The organism is Bombella sp. ESL0378 (assembly GCF_009725845.1).
Taxonomy (GTDB): Bacteria; Pseudomonadota; Alphaproteobacteria; order Acetobacterales; family Acetobacteraceae; genus Bombella; species Bombella pollinis.
This window is the reverse complement of the sequence record NZ_WNIF01000004.1, coordinates 25,272-49,954: the sequence shown is the minus strand read 5'-3', so window position 1 is coordinate 49,954 and position 24,683 is coordinate 25,272. Positions and strand designations below refer to the sequence as shown.

20 protein-coding genes are annotated in these 24,683 nt (G+C 55.3%); 12 read left to right on the top strand and 8 right to left on the bottom strand.

What is annotated here, in order from left to right:
• Positions 1-16: 16 nt before the first annotated feature.
• Positions 17-760, bottom strand: a complete 744-nt coding sequence (locus GM556_RS01485; protein ID WP_099026275.1) for an amino acid ABC transporter ATP-binding protein — start codon at positions 758-760, stop codon at positions 17-19.
• Between the two features lie 185 nt (positions 761-945).
• Between GM556_RS01485 and ccmA the strand changes: the two genes are divergently transcribed.
• Positions 946-2,271, top strand: a complete 1,326-nt coding sequence (gene ccmA, locus GM556_RS01480; protein WP_155579060.1) for a heme ABC exporter ATP-binding protein CcmA — start codon at positions 946-948, stop codon at positions 2,269-2,271.
• Positions 2,272-2,330: 59 nt separating this feature from the next.
• On the opposite strand, the gene accC is transcribed toward ccmA, so the two are convergent.
• From accC to aroQ, 3 genes are read right to left on the bottom strand one after another with little or no spacing between them, the layout of a single operon-like run.
• The gene (accC, locus tag GM556_RS01475; RefSeq protein ID WP_155579059.1) at positions 2,331-3,683 is read right to left on the bottom strand and encodes an acetyl-CoA carboxylase biotin carboxylase subunit; all 1,353 of its coding nucleotides are present in this window, start codon (positions 3,681-3,683) and stop codon (positions 2,331-2,333) included.
• Complete coding sequence (locus GM556_RS01470) at positions 3,683-4,141, bottom strand: acetyl-CoA carboxylase biotin carboxyl carrier protein subunit (protein WP_155572780.1); 459 nt, start codon at positions 4,139-4,141, stop codon at positions 3,683-3,685. Before GM556_RS01470 ends, accC begins: the two co-directional genes overlap by 1 nt.
• On the bottom strand, positions 4,138-4,587 hold the full coding sequence (gene aroQ / locus GM556_RS01465; protein ID WP_155573458.1) for a type II 3-dehydroquinate dehydratase: 450 nt from the start codon (positions 4,585-4,587) through the stop codon (positions 4,138-4,140). The genes GM556_RS01470 and aroQ overlap by 4 nt, the downstream gene beginning before the upstream one ends.
• Before the next feature lie 154 nt (positions 4,588-4,741).
• On the opposite strand from aroQ, the gene GM556_RS08775 reads away from it, so the two are divergent.
• Entirely contained in the window at positions 4,742-5,152 is a 411-nt protein-coding gene (locus GM556_RS08775) for a septal ring lytic transglycosylase RlpA family protein (RefSeq protein ID WP_155572779.1), read from the top strand.
• A gap of 26 nt (positions 5,153-5,178) precedes the next feature.
• Here GM556_RS08775 and GM556_RS01455 read toward each other — a convergent pair whose 3' ends face one another.
• Entirely contained in the window at positions 5,179-6,144 is a 966-nt protein-coding gene (locus tag GM556_RS01455) for a YihY/virulence factor BrkB family protein (RefSeq protein WP_155573457.1), read from the bottom strand.
• Between the two features lie 62 nt (positions 6,145-6,206).
• Complete coding sequence (locus GM556_RS01450; RefSeq protein WP_155572778.1) at positions 6,207-6,962, bottom strand: aspartyl/asparaginyl beta-hydroxylase domain-containing protein; 756 nt, start codon at positions 6,960-6,962, stop codon at positions 6,207-6,209.
• A gap of 342 nt (positions 6,963-7,304) precedes the next feature.
• Here GM556_RS01450 and GM556_RS01445 point away from each other — a divergent pair, with 342 nt between their 5' ends.
• Positions 7,305-8,447 (top strand): type III PLP-dependent enzyme, encoded by a 1,143-nt coding sequence (locus GM556_RS01445; protein ID WP_155579058.1) that lies wholly within the window; start codon positions 7,305-7,307, stop codon positions 8,445-8,447.
• Here GM556_RS01445 and GM556_RS01440 read toward each other — a convergent pair.
• Positions 8,444-10,261, bottom strand: coding sequence for an ABC transporter ATP-binding protein (locus tag GM556_RS01440; protein WP_155579057.1), 1,818 nt, complete (start codon positions 10,259-10,261; stop codon positions 8,444-8,446). The two genes, GM556_RS01445 and GM556_RS01440, sit on opposite strands and share 4 nt — an antisense overlap.
• Before the next feature lie 130 nt (positions 10,262-10,391).
• On the opposite strand from GM556_RS01440, the gene nth reads away from it, so the two are divergent.
• Together nth and GM556_RS01430 are read left to right on the top strand one after the other, a co-directional pair.
• The gene (gene nth / locus GM556_RS01435; protein ID WP_230873239.1) at positions 10,392-11,090 is read left to right on the top strand and encodes an endonuclease III; all 699 of its coding nucleotides are present in this window, start codon (positions 10,392-10,394) and stop codon (positions 11,088-11,090) included.
• 104 nt (positions 11,091-11,194) lie between these two features.
• Positions 11,195-12,139 (top strand): glycosyltransferase, encoded by a 945-nt coding sequence (locus GM556_RS01430; RefSeq protein WP_155572775.1) that lies wholly within the window; start codon positions 11,195-11,197, stop codon positions 12,137-12,139.
• 4 nt (positions 12,140-12,143) lie between these two features.
• Here the strand turns inward: GM556_RS01430 and GM556_RS01425 are convergent, their stop codons facing one another.
• Positions 12,144-14,375, bottom strand: coding sequence for a ComEC/Rec2 family competence protein (locus GM556_RS01425; RefSeq protein WP_155579056.1), 2,232 nt, complete (start codon positions 14,373-14,375; stop codon positions 12,144-12,146).
• Positions 14,376-14,472: 97 nt separating this feature from the next.
• On the opposite strand from GM556_RS01425, the gene gltX reads away from it, so the two are divergent.
• From gltX to GM556_RS01390, 7 genes are all read left to right on the top strand, one after another.
• The gene (gene gltX / locus GM556_RS01420; RefSeq protein ID WP_155579055.1) at positions 14,473-15,876 is read left to right on the top strand and encodes a glutamate--tRNA ligase; all 1,404 of its coding nucleotides are present in this window, start codon (positions 14,473-14,475) and stop codon (positions 15,874-15,876) included.
• Entirely contained in the window at positions 15,873-16,811 is a 939-nt protein-coding gene (locus GM556_RS01415; protein ID WP_155572772.1) for an aspartate carbamoyltransferase catalytic subunit, read from the top strand. The genes gltX and GM556_RS01415 overlap by 4 nt, the downstream gene beginning before the upstream one ends.
• Positions 16,808-18,085, top strand: coding sequence for a dihydroorotase family protein (locus GM556_RS01410; protein ID WP_155579054.1), 1,278 nt, complete (start codon positions 16,808-16,810; stop codon positions 18,083-18,085). The genes GM556_RS01415 and GM556_RS01410 overlap by 4 nt, the downstream gene beginning before the upstream one ends.
• Positions 18,082-18,717, top strand: coding sequence for a glycerol-3-phosphate 1-O-acyltransferase PlsY (plsY, locus tag GM556_RS01405; RefSeq protein WP_230873238.1), 636 nt, complete (start codon positions 18,082-18,084; stop codon positions 18,715-18,717). The genes GM556_RS01410 and plsY overlap by 4 nt, the downstream gene beginning before the upstream one ends.
• On the top strand, positions 18,714-19,955 hold the full coding sequence (dprA, locus tag GM556_RS01400) for a DNA-processing protein DprA (RefSeq protein WP_155579053.1): 1,242 nt from the start codon (positions 18,714-18,716) through the stop codon (positions 19,953-19,955). Before plsY ends, dprA begins: the two co-directional genes overlap by 4 nt.
• A gap of 63 nt (positions 19,956-20,018) precedes the next feature.
• Positions 20,019-22,715: a type I DNA topoisomerase gene (gene topA, locus GM556_RS01395; protein WP_370513565.1), complete on the top strand. Its 2,697-nt coding sequence runs from the start codon at positions 20,019-20,021 to the stop codon at positions 22,713-22,715.
• A gap of 166 nt (positions 22,716-22,881) precedes the next feature.
• Entirely contained in the window at positions 22,882-24,681 is a 1,800-nt protein-coding gene (locus GM556_RS01390; protein WP_155579051.1) for a S41 family peptidase, read from the top strand.
• Positions 24,682-24,683 lie beyond the last annotated feature (2 nt).

Below are 24,683 nucleotides of genomic sequence, written 5' to 3'. Positions count from 1 at the left end.
ACCACGCCCTTATCCTTCACAATAATGTTCGCAGAAAACGCCGCGTCCCCGCCTCACGCGGATTAGCGAAAATCACATCCGGGTCGCCACTCTCAACAATCTGCCCAGCCTCCATAAATAACACCCTATCAGAGGCAGCACGGGCAAAGCGCATATCATGCGTTACAACAAGCTGAGTCATTCCCTCTGCATCCAATGCCCGCATGACCGACAACACCTCCTCTGAGAGTTCCGGGTCCAACGCAGAGGTTGGCTCATCATAGAGCATGACAGAAGGCTTCATAGCCAAAGCCCGCGCAATGGCAGCACGCTGCTGCTGCCCACCAGAGAGACGATCAGGATACCGCCCCTTCACAGCGGATAGACCCACCTTCTCCAACAACTCGCAGGCAATTTTATGAGCCTTACCTTCCTCTAATCCTTTCACCTGCATCGGTGCGAGCATGACATTCTCCAACACCGTACGGTGGGGGAATAAATTGAAGGACTGAAACACCATCCCCACATGGCTCCGCAACCGATGAGCTTGCGCCTCATCCGCCCGCCGCCATGCCCCATGGCTGGCAAGCTTCACATTCTCCACCTGCACATCGCCCGCATCAGGATGTTCTAAAAAGTTCAGGCATCGCAAAAAGGTCGATTTTCCACAACCGGATGGCCCGATGATGGAAATCAACTCCCCACGCTCCACCTCTAGCGAAATCCCCCGCAGAATCTCATTCCCGCTAAAGGATTTGACGATATTACTCGCCTTTAACACCCAATCAGTCAGTTCAGAACGTCCTTCCCCACGCTACATTGTGGCGTTACCGCCTTGTAGTCATTCATCATGTGCCTTCATAACCATAAGAGCCCTTCCAGCAAAACAGGCTTTCCTATATTTTTCATCAATCAGCATCATTTTCTTCCTACCCTCTGGGTACACGCTCCACATGAAACACCCTCATGCACCCTACACCCCTCTTATCATTAAACCATATCCAACTGACCCGTGCAGGGCGGTGCCTCATCAACGACCTCTCTGGTCAGCTATACCCCGGTGATGCCCTTACCCTTATCGGGCCTAATGGCGTTGGTAAATCCTCCTTTCTACGGCTGATTGCTGGGCTTTGCCCACCCACACAAGGGACACTCACCCGCACAGCCAATATCGCATGGCTAGGGACGGACAATGCCCTCAAACCCACCCTTACTGTAGAGCAAAATCTCCGCCTCTTTACCCCCCACCCAATAACAGCCCTGCATGAGGCCCTCACACACTTAGCCTTAACCCCTTTGCTCAACTGCCCGGTACGTTTGCTTTCATACGGGCAAAAACGCCGGGTGGGACTCGCCCGACTCTTACTCACTAACGCGCCCCTTTGGCTCCTTGATGAACCCACTCATGGGCTGGATGCCCAAAGCCTCGCCCTCTTTAACACCATCATCGCCACACATCGCGCCCAAGGGGGCTGCGTGATGGCTGCCTCACATAATCCGCTTCTCCTCCCCCATAGCCACACGCTCACACTCGGCACAGCAATACACAACATAACACCCGCCCCACTCTCCTCCCGCCTTCATATTGCACCACTCCTGCCGCAACATATTCATGAGAGGCCCAAACACCCCGTTCATCCTTTTCTACACCATCTCCGCCGCGAGTTCTGGCTGGCTCTCTCTCATCGGCGGGACGGCATTGCTGGGCTGGGCTTTCTCATCATATGCTGCATGCTCTTTGCGCTCGCACTCGGCCCCGCCCCAGCGCGCCTCCAACAGGTTGGGCCGGGCATTTTATGGGTCTGCCTCTTGCTCGCAAGCCTCTTACCGCTGGAACGTCTTTATAACGCCGATGCGGAAGATGGCTCTTTAGACCTCTTACGCATGCGCCTCGCCCCTGCTTTTATTGCCCTTGGTAAAATCATCAGCCATTGGGTCACAAGCAGCCTTCCCTTGCTGCTTATCACACCGATAATGGCCCTTTTCTTCCAGCTCTCGCTCTCATCCCTGCCCCGCCTTATCCTCAGCATGACCCTCGGCAGCCTCACCTTAGCCTTCCTCGGTGGCATGACAGCGGCTATCACCCTAGGGGCACGGCAGAACAGCCTTCTCCTACCCATCCTCACCCTCCCGCTTATGGCCCCAAGCCTCATTTTCGGCACGTTAGCTTGCACAATGCCACCGGGACCTGCCAACCATGCCACGTTAAGCCTTTTGGCAGCCTTCTTCCTCCTCAGCATCCCCCTCTGCCCTTTTATCGCGGGGTTAAGCTTACGCGATGCTCAATCTTAAGCATAAAAAAGGCCGTCCCTCATAAAAGAACGGCCTTTCCAACATAATACACTGCAAAATTAGTGGTTATTCTGCATCTTATCGACAAAACTCTCCAGCCAGTGGATGGTATAATCCCCTTTTTGGAACTCCGGGTCCGCTAATATCTTCTGATGCAGTGGAATGACCGTTTTCACCCCTTCTACAACACACTCTGTCAAAGCGCGCTTCATACGGGCAATCGCTTGCTCCCGCGTTGGGGCATGGACGATCAATTTCGCAATCATGCTGTCGTAATAAGGCGGAACCTTATAGCCGGAGAAGATAGCACTATCCATGCGTACCCCTAACCCACCAGGCGCGTGAAAGACCTTCACTTTACCTGGATTCGGCACAAAGCTCATCGGGTCCTCAGCATTGATGCGACATTCAATCGCATGGCCGGACATTACAATGTCCTCTTGCCGGTACCCGAGCTTTTCTCCCGCTGCAACGCGGATTTGCTCTCTTACCAAATCCACATCACACACCATCTCTGTAACAGGATGCTCCACCTGCAAACGGGTATTCATCTCGATAAAGCAAAATTGCCCATCTTGATAAAGAAACTCCAACGTCCCCGCATTGCGATACCCCATACGCGAGAGTGCATCGGTAACGGTCTTACCAATCTCATTACGTTGCTCTGGTGTAATGACGGGCGAGCCTGCTTCTTCCAGCAATTTTTGGTGACGCCGCTGCAAGGAACAATCACGCTCCCCAAAATGCACAACATTGCCGTGCGTATCACCCATAATCTGAAGCTCAATATGACGCGGCTTATCGAGATATTTCTCTAAATAAACCTCATCATTGCCAAAAGCGGCCCGTGCTTCTGTCCGGGCAACACTCCATGCTTCTTCAATCTCATCAGCCGTTTGGGCAACTTTCATCCCTCGGCCACCACCGCCTGCTGCAGCTTTGATGAGGACAGGATACCCCACACGCTCAGCCACCTCACGCGCTTCCTCAAGGCTAGCCAACGCCCCATCAGACCCCGGCACAAGCGGCACACCAAGGGCCTCCATCGTGGTCTTAGCGGTGATTTTATCCCCCATCATGCGAATATGCTCAGCCGTTGGACCGATGAAGGCAATACCATGCTCCTCCACCGTTTCCGCAAACTCAGCATTCTCAGAGAGGAAGCCATAACCGGGGTGAATCGCCTCCGCCCCAGTAATCGTCGCTGCAGAAAGAATCGCCGCCACATTCAGATAGGAATCACGAGAGCTCGGCGGGCCAATGCAGACAGCCTCATCCGCCAAACGAACATGCATAGCATCGGCATCAGCTGTGGAATGTACCGCCACCGTCTTGATGCCCATCTCCCGACAGGCACGCAATACACGCAACGCGATCTCGCCACGATTGGCGATTAGAATCTTGGAAAACATTACTCAATAATCGCCAATGCAGCCCCAAACTCAACCGGCTCCCCAGATGCCACACAGTAACGGACTAGCTTACCGGCACGCGGAGCCTTAATCTGGTTAAAGGTTTTCATAGCTTCAATGAGCATAATGGTCTGCCCCGCAGCAACCTGCGCGCCCTCTTGTACAAAAGGCGGGGAGGATGGATCTGGCGTAAGATAAGCCACACCCACCATCGGGCTAGGCACCGCGCCAGGATGAGAGGATAAATCCGCAGGCGGGGCCTCGGCCTTCTCCGCCGCAGGGGCCGCTACCGCTGCCGGGGCTCCCACAGCCGCGGGGGCCGCAGCCTGCACGCTTACATTACGCGCAACACGAAGGCGGCTATCACCCTCGGACACTTCAATTTCAGTCAGGCCTGTATCAGTTAAGATATCAGCAAGTGCCCGAATGGCCTCCTTATCCACGAGCATACGGCTCATCCTTCATCCTCAATTATATCTGCCACCGCCTGCAGGGCATGGGCATAACCACGTATCCCCAACCCGCAGATAACGCCACGGGCTGCCTGAGAAACATACGTTTGATGACGAAATGCTTCCCGGCGATGAATGTTAGACATATGCACCTCAATCACCGGCAACTCAACGGCTAAAAGCGCATCAAGTAAAGCAATTGACGTATGCCCATAAGCCGCAGGATTGATGACTATGCCACTTGCACGGCCACGACACTCCTGCACCCACGATACTAGCTCCCCCTCACCATTGGTCTGGCGAAAATCAATCGTTACATCCAGCCGTTCCGCTGCTTGTAAGCAGAGCTGCTCCACATCATCCAGTGTTGCAGCACCATATATCTCAGGCTGTCTCAGCCCTAGCATATTTAGGTTCGGTCCATTTAGGACAACAATAAGAGGTCGCTTCATCCGGACGGCTGATAGCATCTTCATATTCCCTAGGTAAAGACACTCTTTTCCATATTACCCTAAAGGCAAAATACCCAACCCTATATCGCAAACCTAGCCCTTGGCCTTCATTTGTGAGAAAAACACGCCATCTTCAACAGCCACAAGGCTTATAATGCCAACTATACAACACAATTTTTTACCCAAAACCACCCTTTGCCTCTGCCTAGCCTTTCTCCCCCTCATCTCGACTGCTATCGCCGCCCCTTTTACAGAAAGCGGCGATGCAAGCTGGTATGGCGGCAAAAAATTCGTCGGTAAACGGACCGCAAGCGGAGAGCGATTACGCCCAGACGCCATGACAGCCGCTCACCCTACATTACCCTTAGGCACTAAAATACGCGTCACCTCATCCGTAACCGGCCGCTCCGTCATTGTTCGGGTTAATGATCGCGGCCCCTATAATAGTGATCGAATCATCGACCTCTCCAAAGGAGCCGCTAGGAAAATCGGCATCCTCCATAACGGCGTTGGCCCTGTTACAATCACCACATTGCCAGACGACGAGAGAAAAAAGCGAGAATAGCAAGATAACGAGAGAACACCCTCCTTCTAATCTGCCACCTCTAACTCCTCTTGCTCTTGGTGAACCATCTTCCGATAGCCGCGCTCCTCTAACTCGGCATTTAAGACCGCCCCAAAAAGTACAACATACGCACTAACAAAAAGCCACATCATCACCGCAGCAACAGCCCCTAATGGGCCATAAGTTGCGTTATAGCTTGCAAAATGCGCCACATACCATGAGAACGCTATTGAAACAGCCACCCACAAGATAGTCGCCAAAAAAGCACCGGGGAAAATCCATCGCCACGCCGTCTCCCGCTCACGGCATGGGGCGATGCGATAAAGCACCATCACCGCCGTAAAGACAAAGAACAGCATAATGGCGGGGGCTAACCAATGCACTACTGTAGGTGTCCATTGCTCAAGCAGAAAATGCATAGAAGATGGAAGGGTTTCCATTCCAATCCCTACATACGCCAAATAATGCGGTAAATAATCCACTAAAGCTGGGGCAGCCACCATAAGAGCCAGCGTTAAACACGCCCCAATCACCGCCATAAGGGTCGTCACAAACGCAAGACACTGGAACTCAAAAAAACCACGCGTCTCCTGAGCATGATAAACCAGATTCAAGGCCGAAAGAATGGATTTGCTACTTGCCGTCACCGACCATAACGCCACCAAAACCGAAAAAACGAGCCCTAATGTTAAAGACGAATGAGGTTGCGTAACAAGCGCATGGATCCGGTCAAAGATCATATCATACGCAGCAGGTGGCAAAATATGCTTAATAACATGCAACTGCCCCTCGGCTGTTTGCACATCAAAAGCCAACCCATAAAGGGAGATTAACGCCGTAAGAGCAGGGAACAACGACAATGTCGCATAAAACGCGCACCCTGCTGCACTAAGGGACGTTTGACTATCCCCACTATTATTGAGAACTTGAAGAAAAACAGCCTTCCAGCCTTGCGGTGGCGGTGGGAGAGCATCCTCTTGCATTTCGGTCATATCAGGCACGGAACACACTCTCACTTCTCACACCGCCACACCCCACCTCAGGGGCGTAGAGTTTAGGCTTTCTCCAACTCTGCTTGGATCCGATTCCAACGCTCAATATTATCTTTTGCATCCTTCACAAAAGCGGATTTCTTCACCCCATCGAGGAAGATGCGCTGCATCAACCGCCCTAGGCCACGCGTTGGCCTCTCAAACTGGATGAACAAAATACCGCGTACATCATCCGTATTATTCTGCACTGTGTGGCGATACGTATCGTCAAAGACGAAAACCTTCCCCTCATCCCAATGCAACTTGTCATCTGCGACTTGGATCCAGCAATTATCACGATCTCGTGGAACACCCAAGCCCATATGCGCATTCAACATCCCTTTTGTAACCCCTTTATGCGGTGGAATCTCACCTCCGGGCTCCAAAATAGAGAATAAAGCCGAGCATAAACCGGGTATCCCCGCCACAAGTTGAGCTGTTACTGGAGCTTTTGCACAATTCTCCGGCACTGCAATCCCATATCCGTAAAGAAAAAAGGACTTCCAACGGTTATCAGGTGCAATCCGCCGATGGTCAGGGGATAAATCACGCAAAGCTGGCACACGCTCACGCTCTGCCATAACGGCTTGGAACTCCTTTATCATTAAAGGTGCCGCCGCCTCCAACGCCGCAACCCACGGGAAAAGCTTATTATCCAAATTAGGGGTGTTCGGTACTAAAGAATCTTTTGCAATGAAATTATTAAACCAAGGCCGCAGGGCTTTACCAACCCGCACTAATAAAGGCCGTTTTTTCTTATCTTGCTGATTCGCCGCCATAATAGCCTGCCTCCCAACAAATGATTCACACATTAAAACCGATTAATTTTCTACCAAAATCCCTTCGCAAACAGGAAGGAGGTCTTCCGTCTAGCTGCTCTTCATTACAAACATGTCATGCAAGAGGCTAAGCAATCAAAAAGTCGTTAACATCCTAAAAATATGAAACTTTCCTGCCCTGCATCTCCCCTCACTTAAAAGGAGCATTATAGCAGCCAGCTTATTATCACTTTTTTGTGATTAAGAACCATCTTTTCATCCCTCCTTTACCCTTTCCCCTTGCATTAAAGCGCAATCTGCGCTTTTGACGCAGCTCCCCCTTCCTAAGAGGATGTGTGTCTTATGACCCCAAAAATCGCCCGCTTCCTCGCTGACCAACAGCCTGCCACACCGTGCCTGGTTGTGGACCTCTCCGTTGTGGCAGAGCAATACCAAGCCCTCCATAACGCCCTACCGACAGGACGCATCCATTACGCGGTAAAAGCCAATCCTGCCTCTGCGATTCTTACATGCTTGCACCAACTTGGCTCTTACTTCGACATTGCCTCGCCGGGGGAAATTGACCTCTGCCTCCAAGCGGGCATTCCCGCAGCGAAGCTCTCCTTCGGCCATACCGTAAAAACAGCCCGCTCCATCGCTTATGCACACCAAAAAGGCCTCACCCTCTTTGCCTTTGATTGCCTTGAAGAGCTAGAGAAATTAGCACAGCACGCCCCCGGCTGCTCTGTCTTTTGCCGCCTCGGCGTCCTCAATACCGGGGCAGAATGGCCCTTATCCCGCAAGTTTGGCACAACGGTAGAGCATGCTTTTACCCTCCTCACCAAAGCCCATGCCCTTGGTTTAAAACCCGCTGGCTTATCCTTTCATGTCGGCAGCCAACAGACCCATATCGAGGCTTATGCTGAGGCCATTGCCCAAGCCGCAGAGCTTTATCATCGCCTCGACACAGAGCAGAATATCACTCTGGATTTCATCAATATGGGGGGCGGCTTCCCTACCTATTACCGCACCCCCATTCCCGCTATCGACCAATTCGGGCAGGCCATCACAACCGCCATGCAAACGCACTTCCCCCGTCACGCCCCGCAGATTCTCTTAGAGCCGGGGCGGTATATGGTCGGCAGTGCCGGGATTGTCCAAACAGAAGTCGTCCTCGCCAGCCATCGCGGTAACCGAGAGGATGAACCACGCTGGGTGTATCTTGATATTGGCCGTTTTGGCGGCTTAGCCGAGACAGAAGGCGAGGCGATTCGTTATGCCTTCCAAACCCCTTATGATGAGACCAGCACCCACTACTCCCCCTGCATCCTCGCCGGCCCCAGCTGCGATAGTATGGACGTCCTTTACGAGAAAAACCCCGTCCCTCTGCCCGATGAACTCAAAACAGGGGATAAACTCATCATTCTCTCAACAGGGGCTTATGTCTCCACCTATTGCTCCACGGGCTTTAACGGCTTCCCCCCTCTCAAAGAATATTATCTTTAGCCGTGTTCTAAAGACTGTAACGTCACGAGACGATGATACGCCCCCTCTGGGCGGGCCATTAATGTCGTATGGGTGCCATCCTCAATAATCTGCCCCCCCTCAAAGACTAAAATACGGTCCAAATCCCGCACGGTTGCTAGGCGATGAGCCACCACAAGCACCGTGCGTTCGGTCATTAACCGGGCCATAGCCTCTTGCACCAACCGCTCCGATTCAGAATCCAAGCTCGCCGTTGCTTCATCAAAAATCACAATTGGCGCGTTTGTTAAAAAGGCACGCGCAATAGCCACACGCTGCCGCTCCCCACCAGAGAGTTTCACCCCGCGTTCACCCACTAATGTATCATAACCATCCGGCAACTGCGTGATGAACCCATCAGCATTAGCTAAACGGGCCGCCTCCTCAATCGCCTCACGCGGGGCATCAGGCTGCCCATAAGCGATATTCTCAGCCAATGTGCGGTGGAATAACATCGGCTCCTGCGGCACAAGAGCAATCTGCCGGCGCAAACTTTGTTGCGTGACATGGGCAATATCCTGCCCATCAATCAAAATGGCCCCACTCTGTACATCATAAAGCCGTTGCAATAGCCGCGTTAAAGTCGTTTTGCCAGAACCAGACGCCCCCACTAACGCCACACGGCTCCCCGCCGCAATCTTCAATGAAAAATCCCGATAAATCGGCGTCGATTGCGAAGGATAACAAAAGCTGACATCCCGTAGCTCAATCGCCCCATCCGTCACGACCAACGGTACCGCCCCATCAGCATCCTGCACGCCCGGTGCCGTAGCAAAAAGCCCAACAAGCTCCTCCATCTCATTCACCGAGCGTTGCACTTGGCTGACTTGCTGCCCCAAATCCCGCAAATAGCCTTGGATGAGGAACATCATCGTCAGCACATAAGCCACATCTCCCGGCCCTGCCGCCCCACGCCACCAAAAGAGAACCGCAAGGCCAATCATCACCACACGCATCAAAAGCGTATAGGACGCCTGAAGATTGGCACTATTGGTTCCCCTATACCAACTATAATAGGTCTTCTCCGCCCATGTCCGGGCTACAGAATGTAAATGTTGCTCTTCACGCTGCTCCGCCCCAAAGCTTTTCACCACAGCATTGCAGGTAATCGCATCACCTAACAGGGCCCCCATTTTGGAATCCCACTCATTCGAGACCCGCGCCGTTGGGGCTACATACCGCAAGGCCAACCAAATGGAGAGGCACGCAAACAGCACGACCATCACCGCCAACACTAACCCCAATAGCGGGGCCCGCACCAGCAGAACAAGCGTTGTGCCCACCAACACCAAAAGCTCCGGGGCAATCAACAAAAGCAACGTGTCATCCAGCGTATCAATGGCCCAAATCCCCCGCGTCACACGCCGCACAACCGAGCCTGCAAAACTATTAGCATGCCAGTCGGAAGAGAAACGCTGCACACGGGCAAAGGCATCATCTAATACCTGACGCATCACCGCTAAACTAAGCTTGCTTATCCCCAAATAGGAGGAACGCCGGCCCATCACCCCCACAAGCCCTAGGACCAATAGCCCACTAACCATCAATAAAGCATCATGCAGCAAAGCCGCACGGCCCCCTTCTGCCGGGGATGGCAGCACCGTGGTGGAAATATCCCCCACTAAACGCCCTGCTAAAAGCGGCGTGCAAATGTCGGCCAATGTAGCCAGCCCCACACCCCCCAATGTCCGCGCTAACATGGCCGGATGCTGCACCCACCGTACCATCACAAAGCGCAGCACCTCGGTAAAAGAGAGCTTCATCCCCTTATGGGGCTTGCTATTTACCTCTGCCATTGGCCACCGCCTCCCTCACCCTTACGTCATCCCTAAGCGTTATCCTTGCTCCTATCACCCGCTTGAAGAACAACGCAACACAGCTTAGGAACAGACCCATCATTCTCACCACGGACTAACCTGACCCCTCATGGCCACATCCCGCACAAAGCCCACCACAACACCAAAGATGAGCCTAAAAGCCGTCCGCGCCTTCCTCAACGCCTTAGACAATGCCCATCCTGATGCACGCAGCGAGCTCATCTACCATAATCATTTCGAGCTCCTCGTCAGCGTCGTCCTCTCCGCTCAGGCCACGGATGTATCTGTCAATAAAGCCACCCGCGCTTTATATGAGAAAGCCCCCGACCCTGCCAGCATGGCCGCTTTAGGGGAAGACGGCATTGCCCATTATATCCGCACTATCGGCCTATGGCGGTCTAAAGCGCATAATGTCGCCCTTCTCTGCCAACAATTACTAGAAAAACACAATGGCCATGTGCCCAATAACCGCGAAGCGTTAGAAGCCCTCCCCGGTGTGGGCCGTAAAACCGCCAATGTCGTCCTGAATATCGCTTTTGACCAACCCACCATGGCGGTGGATACGCACATCTTTCGCCTTGGCAACCGCACCGGCCTTGCCCCCGGCAAAACCGTCCGCGCTGTGGAGGATGCCCTCATCGCCCGCATCCCCAAAGAGATGCTCCGCCCTGCTCATCATTGGCTCATCCTCCATGGCCGCTATGTCTGCAAAGCCCGCACGCCAGAATGTTGGCGTTGCCCCGTAACAGAATGGTGCCTTTATAAGGAAAAGAATAAGATTCCTCCCAAATCCAAAACAACCCCATAAAGGGCAAATACGCCATCTCGCCTTATAAGGGCTTTATTTTATAGCATAACACTGTAGAAAGGCCTTTCTTCTCCCAATTAAAGCCTTATAGCACGAGCTAGAGCATGACCCCGCCCTTGTTGGAAGAAACGGCCATCATATTCGGTGCAGACGGCAACGACCTCTGGCCTACGCTCTGTGCTATCCAATCCGTCATCACACATAACCCCCACACAAAGCTCGATTTTTACATCCTCCACACCGCTATTCCCACAACCCTTCAGCACCTCATCACAGCTCTTTTCCAAACAGAGAGCAGCCAGCTCACCTTCCTTGATGTCGCCCAAAAAGCACAAGCCCTACGCACACATACGCACCCGCGTTGGCAAGCAAGCTGTTTCTATCGGTGCTATCTCCCTGTTTTATTCCGTGAGAAACGCTTCGTCCTTTGGCTTGATAACGCCCTCCTCGTCACCGGCTCACTCGCCCCTCTCCTCCATCGCTTTCCCCAAGAAGCAAGCCTCGGTGCTGTCGTTGACCCTCTCGCTTACATGCTTCAGCGTAATAATGTCCCCCTCCATACCCTGTTGGGCGATGCCCCCGCTGCGGGCCTCCCTGATACGACCCTCGCCCATTACACCAAAGACCATCTTAGCCTCACTCAACCGGAGCATTACTTTAACAGCAATATGCTCCTCCTCCGCCCCCGCTTAATCTCGCCCTCACAAATCAATCGCTGCTTTACCCTCGCAACACGGCCTTACCTTTGCCCCGGCACAGATATTCTTAATCAAGTCTTTCACAATCATGTCCATCTCCTCCCCGAACGATGGAACTTCATGACCGGCAAACTCACAGAAAATCTCTGCCTGCATCTCCCCGAATCATGGAAAAAACAACGTGAGACAGAGCGGCTCCATCGCTGCATCCTCAACTTCCCCGAAGGCGCAAAACCATGGCAAGACCCTGCCCTCCCCGGTGCCAGCCATTATCAACGCCTCTCCACACAGCTTGAAGACCGCCTCAGCCGCCTCGCCCCTACCCTCATCCGCACCTTATGCAGCGGCTAACCCGCTATTCTGCCTTCGCAAATGGGAGAGGGGGCACACCATGAAACCCCATCGGCCCAACCCATAACCGCTCCCCCTGCCACATCCGCGCTGAGATGAGCCGCACACCACCACGCCCATCATCATAAACAGCCCAGCTTCCCTCACGCTTTATATCCTCTATGCTCACATGCTGCGCAGCCATACAAAGTGGCTTTTGCTCCCTCACATTCACCTCCAACGCTACATGCGCACAGAGCTGAGATTGCTGAGGCTGCAGCACCTCATCTGCCCCTTCCAGCATACGCCATAAAATGACCTGCCCCGCTTTGAGAGGAACACGACATATTCCCGCCTGACAAAACGGCACCCCCACCCCACGCGCTTGCCATCCCAAAGCCCGTTGCACCTCCTGCCGCACAAGGGGCATCCCTAACCGTCCCTCCACAAGGCGCATCTCCCCCTCTTGCCGCACAGCGAGAGCATGCTCCAACGTTGTAATCACCATCACCGGGCGCGGCACCACCCATACCAAAACAAGGGCTACCCCTATCATCCCCAGCCCACAAAAACGCGCCATCCCCCGCCATAAACACAGCACCGCTAATCCCAGCAGAAATAACCCCACATCCCACGCAGGAAAGGAAGGCACCGGCCATGAGGCAAACGGCATCGCCGCCACATGCCGTGCCAACCAAGAGATAACCTCAATTCCCCAGCCCATCACACGTAATGCCACAGCCGACAGCCCCAGAGGCATAAGAGCCAAAGCGATCAACCCCGCAGGCATCACCCACAAACCCATCAACGGCACCGCCAGAATATTGGCTAAAACAAACCAAGGCTGAAACGCCCCAAAATACGCCATGCTCAACGGCAAAGTCGCCAACCCCGCTAACAATGAGGTTATCACCAACATAACAACCCCAACTGCCATGCGCCGCCACCAAGGGGGACGCTGCCCCCAAGACCGCCCTACCGACCTCGCCCCATACCCTCCCAAACGTGCCAAAACCCCACGCAACGGCTCATACCCGGCAATCAACGCCATCACAGCGGCAAAGGACATCTGAAAAGACACATCCAAGACCACAACAGGCGAGGCCACCTCCAACGCTAAAGCCACCAAGGCAAGCCCCCGCAACGAAATCACCCGCCGCCCCAATAAAAAGGCCACAACCCCAAGCCCTGCCATCCCCAAAGCCCGCAACCCCGGTATATGGCACCCCGTCAGCAGCACATAAGCCACACCCGCCCCCAAAGACGCCACAAGGGCTATCTCTCGGCACGGCCAATGGGCTGAAAGACGCTGCGACAAACTCATCCCCCGGCGCAGCAAAACAAACACAAACCCCATCACAAACCCAAGATGCAACCCCGCCACTGCCAATAGATGCGCAAGACCAGAAGCCGCATAATCCTGCCGTGTCTGGGTGGAAATTACCCCCGTCTCCCCACACAACACCGCCGCAGCAATCGCCCCAACCTGACCGGGTAAATAATGTTCAATCTGCCGCGCCACTTGCCCCCGTATCGCCCCCCAACGCCCTCTATCGGCCTGTGCATCATCTACGCGCTCCACTGGCGACAACGCCGTCCCCGTTCCCGCTCGGCCAGAAAACCACGCCGCCCGCTGCCCATCATACCCCCCCGGCCATGAAGGTGCCATTGGCGCGCGCAACAATGCCCGCACCCGGACAACCTCCCCCGGATTCATACGCTCCACAACCGGTATATCTTTTGCCGGTAAGGTAATCACTAAAGAGCGTGACAACGGGGCCATCCCCTCCCACCAAGGGGAACGAAAGACCGCCCCTTTAATCGTCACCCGCCATGACGCCCCACCCTCCACATGACGCCCTATCACAGGCTCTAAGGCGGCTAAACGCCCCTCAACCACCATAGATTCCAACGGCAAAAGCGGCATGGGTGGTTGCCGCCTCGCTTGAGCGAAAGCTAACAGAAATCCCATTCCTAACGCACATACAGCACTGCCCACACAACAGCCCAACAGCTGCCACCGCGCAGCCCGCTCCGTAACCGCCACCACCCAACGGCTACCCACCAAAAGGGCCAACCCAACAACCACACCCCCCATTATGGCCACACATAGCCACCAAGGCGGCTCCTCTGGCAAAGCAAAATAGGCCGCAATACCCAGAGCCACCCCGACAGGGAGCCAACAAGCAAGACGACTCCCCTGCCGGGCCAAGCCCGTCACCATCATCGCGCCCGTACCGCCCTGCCTCTTTGCCATAACCTCCCTTTTCTCATGATTAAACTTGCACTAAAGCCCATAATGACACATCGAAGGTCATAGCCCGACACCGCCCAGCATGTTATAAGGCTTGCTCATGAAGATCCGTACCCGTTTTGCTCCCTCGCCCACCGGGCTGCTCCATATCGGCAATGCCCGTGCTGCCCTATTTAACTATCTTTTCGCCCGCCATCATGGCGGGGAGTTCGTCCTCCGTATCGAAGATACAGACCGCGAACGCTCCACCCAACAGGCTGTAGATGTTATCTTTGAGGGTCTAAAATGGATGGGGCTAGACTGGGACGGCGAACCGACCTTCCAAGCCAGCCGCCAAGACCGCCATGCAGAAGTCGTCGCCCAACTGATGGAAAAGGGCATGGCCTATCGCTGCTATTGCACAGCTGAAGAACTCGCCGCCATGCGCGAAAAAGCCCGTGCCGAAAAACGCCCCCCCCGCTATGACGGCACATGGCGCGACCGCGACCCTGCCGACGCCCCAGAGGGCGTACCTTACGCCATCCGCCTTAAAGCCCCCAAAGAAGGCGAAACCATCATTAAAGACCTCGTCCAAGGGGAGGTCCGCGTAGCCAATGCGGAGATGGATGACCTCATCCTCTTACGCTCCGATGGGACACCAACCTATCTGCTCGCCGTGGTGGTGGATGACCACGATATGGACATCACCCATGTTATGCGCGGCGATGACCATCTCACCAACACCTTCCGCCAAGCCATGATCTACCGCGCCATGGGCTGGAACCTGCCAGAATTCGCCCATCTCCCCCTCATCCACGGGCCAGATGGTGCCAAACTCTCCAAACGTCACGGCGCACAATCGGTTGTGGAGTTCCGGGAGGAAGGCATCCTGCCAGAAGCCCTCTGCAATTATCTGCTCCGCCTCGGCTGGGGCCATGGCGATGCGGAAATATTGGACCGCGAGGAGCAAATCAAACTCTTTGATATTGATGGGATTGGCCGCTCCCCCTCCCGTATGGATTACGTCAAACTCAGCCATCTCAATGGCATTTGGATGCGCCGCGCAAATGATGAGCGTCTAACAGCCCTCGTTATGCAGCGTTTAGCACAACGAGACGACCTCAATCATGATGAGACTGTCCGTGCCCGTGTCCTCGCCCTCATGCCGGGGCTAAAAGAACGCGCCAAAACCGTGGTAGAGCTTGCCGATAACGCCGCTTTTGCTGGCCTGCGCCTGCCGCTCACCCTCACCCCAAAGGCGGAAAAACATTTAGGTGAGGAGGGCAAGAAGGTTCTCGCAGGGTTAGAGACAAGACTCGCTGCACTAGAGCCTTTCACCCCAGAGGGAATCGATAGCACCTTACGCGCCTTCGCCACTGAGCATGAGCTAAAGCTCGGTGCTGTAGCCCAGCCGCTCCGTGCCGCGATGACAGGCACCACAACCTCACCGGGAATCGACCTCACACTCGCCGCCTTAGGGCGGGAGGAAGTCCTCGCCCGTATTCGGAGTGCCCTATCCGCATGAGCCCCACACACCACATCCCCCATCTTCTCGGCATTGAGGGCATGACAGAGAAGGACATCACCCCCTTTCTCGACCTCGCTGAGAGCTATGCCCTGCTTAGTCGCTCCCGCAACGCACCGCGCGATGTGCTCCAAGGCCGTACCGTCATCAATCTCTTCTTTGAGGATAGTACCCGCACGCGCACTAGCTTTGAGCTTGCCGCTAAACGATTAGGGGCCGATGTGGTGAACATGACCGTCGCCACAAGCTCGGTCAATAAAGGGGAAACCCTGCTCGATACCGCTTCCACCCTCAATGCCATGCATTGCGACCTCCTCGTCATCCGCCATGCTCAAAGCGGGGCCCCAGCGTTGCTCTCGCAAAAGGTCGAGGCCAGTGTCGTCAATGCCGGTGATGGCATGCATGAGCATCCTACCCAAGCCCTGCTTGATGGCCTAACCATCCGGCGGCATTTTGGTCGCCTCAGCGGCTTAAAAATCGCCATTTGCGGCGACATCGCCCATAGCCGCGTAGCCCGCTCAGACATTCACCTCCTCCGCGCTATGGGTAATGATATTCACCTCGCTGGTCCCCCAACTCTGCTTCCCAATGCCCTCGGCACGTTGGAGGGCATAACCCTCCACCATAATATTGATGACGCCCTAAAAGATGCTGATGTAGCAATGTGCCTCCGCGTCCAGCGGGAACGCATGGGCAGTGGGCTTGTGCCCAGCGCACGGGAATATTTCTCCCTCTTTGGGTTAGACCGCCGCCGCCTTGCTCTAGCCAAACCCGGCGCACTGGTCATGCATCCCGGCCCCATGAATCGCGGGGTAGAAATCGCCTCCGCTGTTGCCGACTCTCCACAAAGCGTTATCTCTGAACAAGTCGAGATGGGCGTTGCCGTCCGCATGGCTGTTCTTGATCGTCTCTCCCGCATGAAGAATCCCGCATGAGCAGCATCTTTTTCCAAAATGTTCGGCTAATAGACCCCGCCTCCGGGCGCGATGGCATGGGCAGCCTACTCGTCGAGGACGGCCTCATCACCGCCATCGACCCCAAAGATCCTCCCAAAAATGCCCGCCTCATAGAGGGCAATGGTGCCGTCCTCTGTCCCGGCCTTGTCGATATGCGCGCTCGTTTTGATGAGCCGGGGGCAGAATATCGCGAGAATATCGACTCCGGTGCCCAGGCAGCCGTTGCCGGGGGCATTACCACCCTCGCCCTCCTCCCCGATACCGACCCCGCTATTGATAACCCCGCTCTCGTCCATTACATCCGCCGCCGGGGTGAGGAGACAGGCCTTATCTCCATCCATCCTTACGGGGCCCTCACCAAAGGCTGCGCTGGGGGCGATATGGCCGAAATTGGCTTGCTCAAACAAGCTGGGGCCATTGGCTTCACCGATGGAGCCCGCGCGATTGCCGATACAAAGCAAATGCGCAACCTACTCGCCTATTCTGGCTTTTTAGACACGGTCATCATCTTACATCCAGAGGATCCCTCTCTCGCCAAAGGAGGCTGTGCCACTGCCAGCCCACAAGCGGTCAAAATGGGCCTACCGCAAATCCCCGCCTGTGCCGAGGCTATGATGGTCGCACGCGACCTTCGCCTTGCCGCCCTCACCGGGGCGCGTATCCATTTTAGCCACATCTCCACAGGTGAAGCCCTCAGCCTCATTGCCGCAGCCAAACAACAAGGCATCCGCGTCACCTGCGATACCGCCCCGCCCTATTTCGCCATGACAGAAGCCGATATTGGGGACTTCCGCACCTACGCCAAACTCTCCCCACCCCTTCGGCAAGAGGCTGACCGGCGCGCCATCCTCGCAGGCCTCGCAGATGGCACGATTGATGCCATCGCCTCCGACCACAGCCCCGCAGATGCTGATGATAAACGCCTCCCCTTCGCCCAAGCCCGCGCAGGGGGGACCGGCCTCGTCACCTTGCTCGGCGTCACCCTACAAGCGGGCTTGCCATTGCTGGATGCGCTACGCCTTCTCACCATCGCCCCCGCCCGCCTCTTAGGACTGCCAGCAGGCACTCTCAGCATCGGCGCAGCAGCGGACCTCTGCCTTTTCGCCCCAGAGGAAGAATGGGTCGTTACAGCCGGCAGCCTACCCGGCCGTGCCCAAAATACCCCCTTTGATGGCCAAACCCTCAAAGGACGAATCCACCGCACCTTCTATCACGGGCGAGAGGTCTTTACCGCAGAGGGGCTTTCAGCATGAGCAGCCTATTCCACTGGTCCCTCATGCCCCCTAGCCTCCTCGTTATCGCTCTTGCTGCTTACGGGATAGGCAGCATCCCCTTCGGCCTCCTCCTAACCGCCTTAAGTGGCCAAGGCGACATTCGCAAAATCGGCTCCGGCAATATCGGGGCTACCAATGTCCTACGCACAGGTCGCAAAGGCCTCGCCGCCGCAACCCTTCTGCTTGATGCCCTAAAAGGGTTACTCGCCGTCCTACTTGCCCAAGCCCTCTCCCCCCTTAACACCGCCCTTTGCCTCTCCGTAGCTGGGTGTGCTGCTGTACTTGGTCATTGTTTCCCCCTCTGGCTCGGCTTCCGCGGCGGGAAGGGCGTTGCAACGGGCATCGGCGTCTTTTGGGGCATGTGCTGGCCGGTCGGGCTGCTCTGTACCATCCTATGGCTAGCGGGGGTACGGCTGAGCAGGATTTCCTCTGTCGGTGCATTGCTTGCCTTTTTATCTGCGCCATTTCTGATGGTTGCTTTCTCGCTAGCCCCCATCCTCTCCGCCCGCCCTATTGCAGCAACCTTCATCACCATTCTTATCCTCTTGCGGCATCATGGTAACATCGCCCGCCTCATTAACGGAACAGAGCCGCGCATCAGCCAAAAATGACCACATCCAGCCCCCTTATGGCGGCCCCCACAGCAGCAGAACGACTCGCCCAAATCCGCCTCGCCCGCACTAAAGGAATCGGCACCGCCACCTTTAGCAAATTGATGGGCCTGTATAGCTCCGCCACACAAGCGATAGAGGCCCTCCCCACCCGTGCCCGTCTGGCAGGCCGCTCCGCCCCCCTCATCCCTTCGCAAACCGCCATAGAGGATGAAATTGCATGGCTTGCCCAGCGCGGTGGTGCCCATCTCCTCCGTTCCGACTCCGCCTATCCACACCTCCTTACCTTTCTTCCCAACGCCCCGATTCTCCTCTTTGCCCAAGGCAACACAGCCCTCCTCTCCTCCCAATCAGTCGCCATTGTGGGCGCACGTAATGCCTCTAACCCCGCTCTAAAACTCACCGAGCAATTCGCAACAGGCTTAGCAGAATCTGGCATCACGATTATCTCCGGCCTCGCCCGCGGGATTGATGGTGCCGCCCATCGCGGGGCCTTACCCTTCAGACGGACCATCGCCGCCCTCCCCGGCGGGCTAGATGTTACCTACCCGCCCGAACATGCCGCCCTCCAAGCAGACATCGCCCAACAAGGCTGCTTAATTACGGAATATCCCCCCGGCACTACAGCCAATGCCCGCCATTTCCCACGCCGTAACCACCTCATCGCCGGCCTATCACGCGGCTGCTTGTTAGTTGAGGCCGCCCATCGCTCCGGCACCCTCATCACAGCCCGACTCGCCCTAAACTATAAACGCCTTCTTTTTGCCATCCCCGGCTTCCCGCAGGACCCACGCTCCCGCGGGGGGAACGACCTGCTCCGCCACAATAAAGCCCTCTTGGTGGAGCGTTACCAAGATATCCTAACCCACCTCAATAATACCCCCTTATCAGCCCATAATCCCGCCGCATGGGAGCGACCACCCGCACGGCAAGCCTCCCTCTTTGCACCACCCCCACCGGCACCGCTACCACCGGCAGCAGCAGTATCAACATCACCAATATCAACGCCGCCCACCTCCCCACCCCAATCGCCATCCCCCACCATACCGAACGATAAAAACAACGATTCCGATAAAAAAAATATACTCTCCCTCCTCGCGCATACCCCCTCCACGGTTGACGAGATTGCCTCACGCTGTCAGTTGTCCATCTCAGCAGTTGCAGCCATACTCATTGAGCTGGAGATAAATGGTGCCATCCAACGCCACGAGGACGGCACCCTGACCACTCTCAGCTAACGGGCAACGCCCAACTGCCGAATCGTCAGTTAAGACATCAAAGACCGGGAAAAACTCATGGCCGTGAAGAATGTTGTGGTTGTCGAAAGCCCCGCCAAGGCAAAAACCATCAACCGTTATCTCGGCAGCGACTACACTGTCATCGCCTCATTTGGCCATGTGCGGGACCTCCCCCCAAAAGATGGCAGCGTCCGCCCGGACGAGAACTTCGCTATGTCGTGGCAAACTGATGAGCGCGGCTCCAAGCAAATCACCGCCATTGCCAAAGCCCTCAAAGGGGCTAGCAAACTCATTCTCGCTACCGACCCTGATAGAGAGGGCGAGGCCATCTCATGGCATGTCCGCAGCGCACTAGAAGAAAAGAAACTCCTCAAAGGCATTGAGGTCGAGCGCGTCACGTTTAACGAAATCACCAAAAACGCCATCGCCGCGGCCATGAAGGCCCCCCGCACGCTAGACCGCCCCCTTATTGATGCTTATCTCGCCCGCCGTGCGCTAGATTATCTCGTTGGCTTCACCCTCTCCCCCGTCCTCTGGCGCAAGCTACCCGGCAGCCGCAGTGCAGGGCGCGTCCAATCTGTGGCCCTACGCCTCATCTGCGAACGAGAAGCAGAGATTGAAGTCTTTAAAGCAAAAGAATATTGGAGTGTGGAAGGCCTCTTTACCACACCTAAAAAGGCCGATTTCTCCGCCAAATTAACCCATCTTGAAGGCAAAAAGCTCGACCAATTCGCCCTTCCTGATGAAGCTACAGCCCATAAAGCGCGTGACCTCGTCCGCACCTCGGCTCTCAGCGTCCGCAAGATTGAGCGCAAACGCACACGCCGCAACCCCGCCCCGCCCTTCACCACCTCCACCCTCCAGCAAGAAGCCTCCCGCAAGCTGGGCATGAGCGCACAAACCACCATGCGCACCGCTCAACAGCTTTATGAAGGGGTGGACCTCAATGGCGAGACGGTCGGCCTTATCACCTATATGCGTACCGATGGCGTTACAATGGCCACAGAGGCAGTACAAGCCATCCGCTCCCATATCAACACAGCTTTCGGCAAGGATTACTGCCCCGCCAAACCCCGCTCTTACGCCACAAAAGCCAAAAACGCACAGGAAGCCCACGAGGCCATCCGCCCCACCGATGTATCTCGCACGCCCGATGCCGTTGCTGCCGTCCTCACAGCGGACCAAAAACGCCTTTATGAGCTGATTTGGAAGCGTTCTGTCGCCTCTCAAATGCAATCGGCAGAACTCGACCAAACAGCCATTACCATCGGCGATAATACCGACCAAACCCTCCTGCGTGCTACAGGCTCCATCATCGCCTTTGATGGTTTTTTAAAACTCTATATCGAAGGCCATGACGATAAAGACAAAAGCAACGATGACGACCAAAATCGCCTCCTCCCCGCGATGGCAGAAGGCGACTCGCTAAACACAAAAGACGTCAAAGCCGAGCAACATTTCACCCAACCACCACCGCGCTACTCCGAGGCCTCTCTCGTTAAAAAGATGGAAGAAATCGGCATCGGTCGCCCTTCCACCTATGCGTCCATCCTCAGCGTCCTGCGCGACCGCAACTATGTCCGTCTCGAGGCCCGCCGCTTTATCCCAGAGGATCGCGGTCGGCTCGTTACCGCCTTCCTCACCTCCTTCTTCCAACGCTATGTCGATACAGGCTTCACCGCCTCGCTTGAGACGCAACTTGATGATATTTCCGATGGTCGAGCCGATTGGCATGATGTCATGTCCGCGTTCTGGCAGGACTTCTCTGCAACCGTTGCCAAAACAAAAGACCTCAAAATCTCCGATGTAATTGATGCGTTGGATCAAGACCTCGGCAATCATTTCTTCCCCCCCCGCCCAGATGGCAGCGACCCGCGCCATTGCCCTTCCTGCACGGATGGGCGGCTCGGCCTCAAATTAGGGCGTCATGGGGCCTTCCTTGGCTGCTCCAACTATCCAGAATGTCGCACCACACGGCCTCTCACCGTTGATAATGGCGAGGACACCGCCCTCCCCGATGGGATGCGCCTGCTCGGCCATGACCCCGCCACTGGGGAGGACATCACCCTCCGCCGTGGCCCTTACGGTCTTTATGTCCAACGTGGCGAACCCGACCCAGAGGATAAAAAAGCCAAACCTAAACGCGCCACCATCCCCAAAGACCGCAACGGAGAGGAACTCACCCTTAAAGAAGCCATCGGCCTCCTCTCCCTCCCTCGCGAGGTTGGCCCCCATCCAGAAACAGGCGAAATGATCACCGCAGGCTTAGGCCGCTTCGGACCTTTCGTAAAAATGGGCAGCATTTATGGCACGCTCAGCAAAGATGATGACGTCCTCACCATCGGGCTCAATCGCGCTGTTGATGCCTTAGCCAAAAAACTCGCCTCTATCCGCACATTAGGCACACACCCCAAGGATGGTGAAGCCGTTATGGTCCGCAAAGGCCGATTCGGCCCCTATGTACAGCATGGGCAACTCATCGCCACCCTCCCTAAAGGGGATTCAATGGATGATATTACCCTAGAAGAAGCCCTCGCCTTATTGGATGAAAAAGGCAAACCCCTAAAGGGCGGGCGCAAAACAGCTACAAAAAAGACTACCACCAAAAAAACAACCACGAAAAAAACCACAACAACCGCTAAGAAAAAAGCACCCGCCAAAAAAGCGAGTGCTTCTAGTACAACGACAAAACGCAAGGCAAGTACGCCTAAAACCAAAACCCCCACAACACCCCTAAGCGAAGACGATATGCCTTTTTAACTTTCCTTCTATAAAGAATACCGCATAATAGGAGAGAGACCCTCTAAGTACCCCTTGGAGAAACCCTCTCTCCCTACTTAGTAGGCCTCATCTGTTGCGCCTCTTGCAGGCTGCAGCGTATCCCTCACCTCCAGCCCCCTTTCACCCTTATGTAGCATCGCCTCATATGATGTCAGCCCGTTGCCTGCGCTCCCTTTTGATGCCCCCGGCACTGCTTACCCTGTGCGGGGCTTTATTCACAGCAGGATTAACAAGCTCAGCCTCTGCACAGGCGGCATCCTCTAATTTTTGGCGTCACTTCATCCAACGCCTCACACCAGACGCCCAGACACACCCACATATATCCTCACAAAAAACGCCTTCGTCCCCTCTAAGCTCCCCCGCGCCTGCTATAACACCACCCCCTCCTCCCATCACTCTGGATGCGGAAGACCAACAAACACAACAAACACTCGCCGCTGCCCTTACCTTCATGATGCCGCGGCTACTCACACCTCAAACCCCACAGAATCTATGCCTCTGGGGAATGCACGCCCTTGTTAAAGCCTCCTCTCCTCTTACAGCTCACATCAATCTCACCCTCACGATAGAGCCTACCTCCCACACAACCCCCTCCCATCTCACGCTCTTTTATGGCTCTCAACGGCTATTAGACGAGCCTACTCCCCATAAAGATGACATCCTCGGCTGGAGCCAACTCAGCACGCGCTTCATCGCGACCCTACGTCATAGCCTCCCCAATCTCTATCCTTATAAGGATGAAACCTGCCTAACCCTTTTCCTCAATGGGCTGCTCACCCAACTAGACCCCTATTCTCGCTACCAACCGCCTACACACACCACATCTCCTCCAACACCTCCCCAAACCATTATAGCCAGCGTGGGCCTCACACTCCGTCAATCACACGCACACTTCCCCGCTGTTGCGGCTATCAACCTCAATAGCCCGCTATGGGATGCTGGCATCACACCCGGCGATAGGCTCATCAGCATCAACCATCACAGCACCCGCAACACCCCATTAAAAGACCTTCAAAAAGCCCTTACCGGGCCAAAAGGGAGCACCATACAGCTAAGCTTCCGCCTCCAAGATGGCCAAAAACTCACCCGTAATTTCACCCTCTCTCTTATGGGGGAAGAAAGCGTCTTCCCAGACCATATCGGCCACCTTCCCCTCCTGCATGTAACGCAGTTTTTGCCTCACACAGCCGAGGAAATCAGCCAATATCTCTCCGCCTTTTTCCCTCCGACAACCTTAGAGGGTGACCTTCCCCACGCCTCCCCGCCAAAAACACACATCCCCTCCCATCCCGGCCTTGTGCTAGACCTGAGAGGAAATCACGGCGGCATCCTCCAACAAGCCGTTATGACCGCCGCCCTCTTTTTAGATCACGGCGTTATTACCACAACGGACGGCCGCGCTCCTGAATCCAACCATGTATGGAGCATCCAAGGCGGAGACCTCACCAACAACACAGCCCTCGCCCTTTTAGTCGATAAAAATACAGGCAGTGCGGCCGAGATCCTCGCCGCCGCCTTGGCAGACCACCACCGTGCCATCATTATTGGCAGCTCAAGCTTTGGCAAAGGTATGGTTCAGATTTCCACCACACTACCTAATGGGGGCCATCTTGCCCTCTCATGGGCACGGCTGAACGCCCCCCAAGGGTGGAGTTTACAAGGGCTTGGGGTCATTCCCTCTATCTGCACCACCCCACAAAGCCATTATTCTCTCAAAGCCCAATTCTCTGCTTTGCAAGAAGGGCACTCCCTAATGGCCACGACCCTACAACAAGCACATCTCATCCATGAGGATAGTCCAGCCGATACACGCCTTGCCCTCCGCGCTATTTGCCCCCCCTCTCCCCCCACAATAACCGACCTCTCCACCGCCCTCACTGTACTCTCTAAGCCGCATTTTTATCAGGCTGCCCTATTCAGCACCCCCACCATAAACGCTCCCTAACC

Bases quoted from the DNA above. Each gene is read 5' to 3' on its own strand.
- ccmA (WP_155579060.1), top strand. From the start codon at position 946: ATGCACCCTACACCCCTCTTATCATTAAACCATATCCAACTGACCCGT.
- accC (WP_155579059.1), bottom strand. From the start codon at position 3,683: ATGTTTTCCAAGATTCTAATCGCCAATCGTGGCGAGATCGCGTTGCGT.
- GM556_RS01470 (WP_155572780.1), bottom strand. From the start codon at position 4,141: ATGAGCCGTATGCTCGTGGATAAGGAGGCCATTCGGGCACTTGCTGAT.
- aroQ (WP_155573458.1), bottom strand. From the start codon at position 4,587: ATGAAGCGACCTCTTATTGTTGTCCTAAATGGACCGAACCTAAATATG.
- GM556_RS08775 (WP_155572779.1), top strand. From the start codon at position 4,742: ATGCCAACTATACAACACAATTTTTTACCCAAAACCACCCTTTGCCTC.
- GM556_RS01455 (WP_155573457.1), bottom strand. From the start codon at position 6,144: ATGACCGAAATGCAAGAGGATGCTCTCCCACCGCCACCGCAAGGCTGG.
- GM556_RS01450 (WP_155572778.1), bottom strand. From the start codon at position 6,962: ATGGCGGCGAATCAGCAAGATAAGAAAAAACGGCCTTTATTAGTGCGG.
- GM556_RS01445 (WP_155579058.1), top strand. From the start codon at position 7,305: ATGACCCCAAAAATCGCCCGCTTCCTCGCTGACCAACAGCCTGCCACA.
- GM556_RS01440 (WP_155579057.1), bottom strand. From the start codon at position 10,261: ATGGCAGAGGTAAATAGCAAGCCCCATAAGGGGATGAAGCTCTCTTTT.
- nth (WP_230873239.1), top strand. From the start codon at position 10,392: ATGGCCACATCCCGCACAAAGCCCACCACAACACCAAAGATGAGCCTA.
- GM556_RS01430 (WP_155572775.1), top strand. From the start codon at position 11,195: ATGACCCCGCCCTTGTTGGAAGAAACGGCCATCATATTCGGTGCAGAC.
- GM556_RS01425 (WP_155579056.1), bottom strand. From the start codon at position 14,375: ATGGCAAAGAGGCAGGGCGGTACGGGCGCGATGATGGTGACGGGCTTG.
- gltX (WP_155579055.1), top strand. From the start codon at position 14,473: ATGAAGATCCGTACCCGTTTTGCTCCCTCGCCCACCGGGCTGCTCCAT.
- GM556_RS01415 (WP_155572772.1), top strand. From the start codon at position 15,873: ATGAGCCCCACACACCACATCCCCCATCTTCTCGGCATTGAGGGCATG.
- GM556_RS01410 (WP_155579054.1), top strand. From the start codon at position 16,808: ATGAGCAGCATCTTTTTCCAAAATGTTCGGCTAATAGACCCCGCCTCC.
- plsY (WP_230873238.1), top strand. From the start codon at position 18,082: ATGAGCAGCCTATTCCACTGGTCCCTCATGCCCCCTAGCCTCCTCGTT.
- dprA (WP_155579053.1), top strand. From the start codon at position 18,714: ATGACCACATCCAGCCCCCTTATGGCGGCCCCCACAGCAGCAGAACGA.
- GM556_RS01390 (WP_155579051.1), top strand. From the start codon at position 22,882: ATGATGTCAGCCCGTTGCCTGCGCTCCCTTTTGATGCCCCCGGCACTG.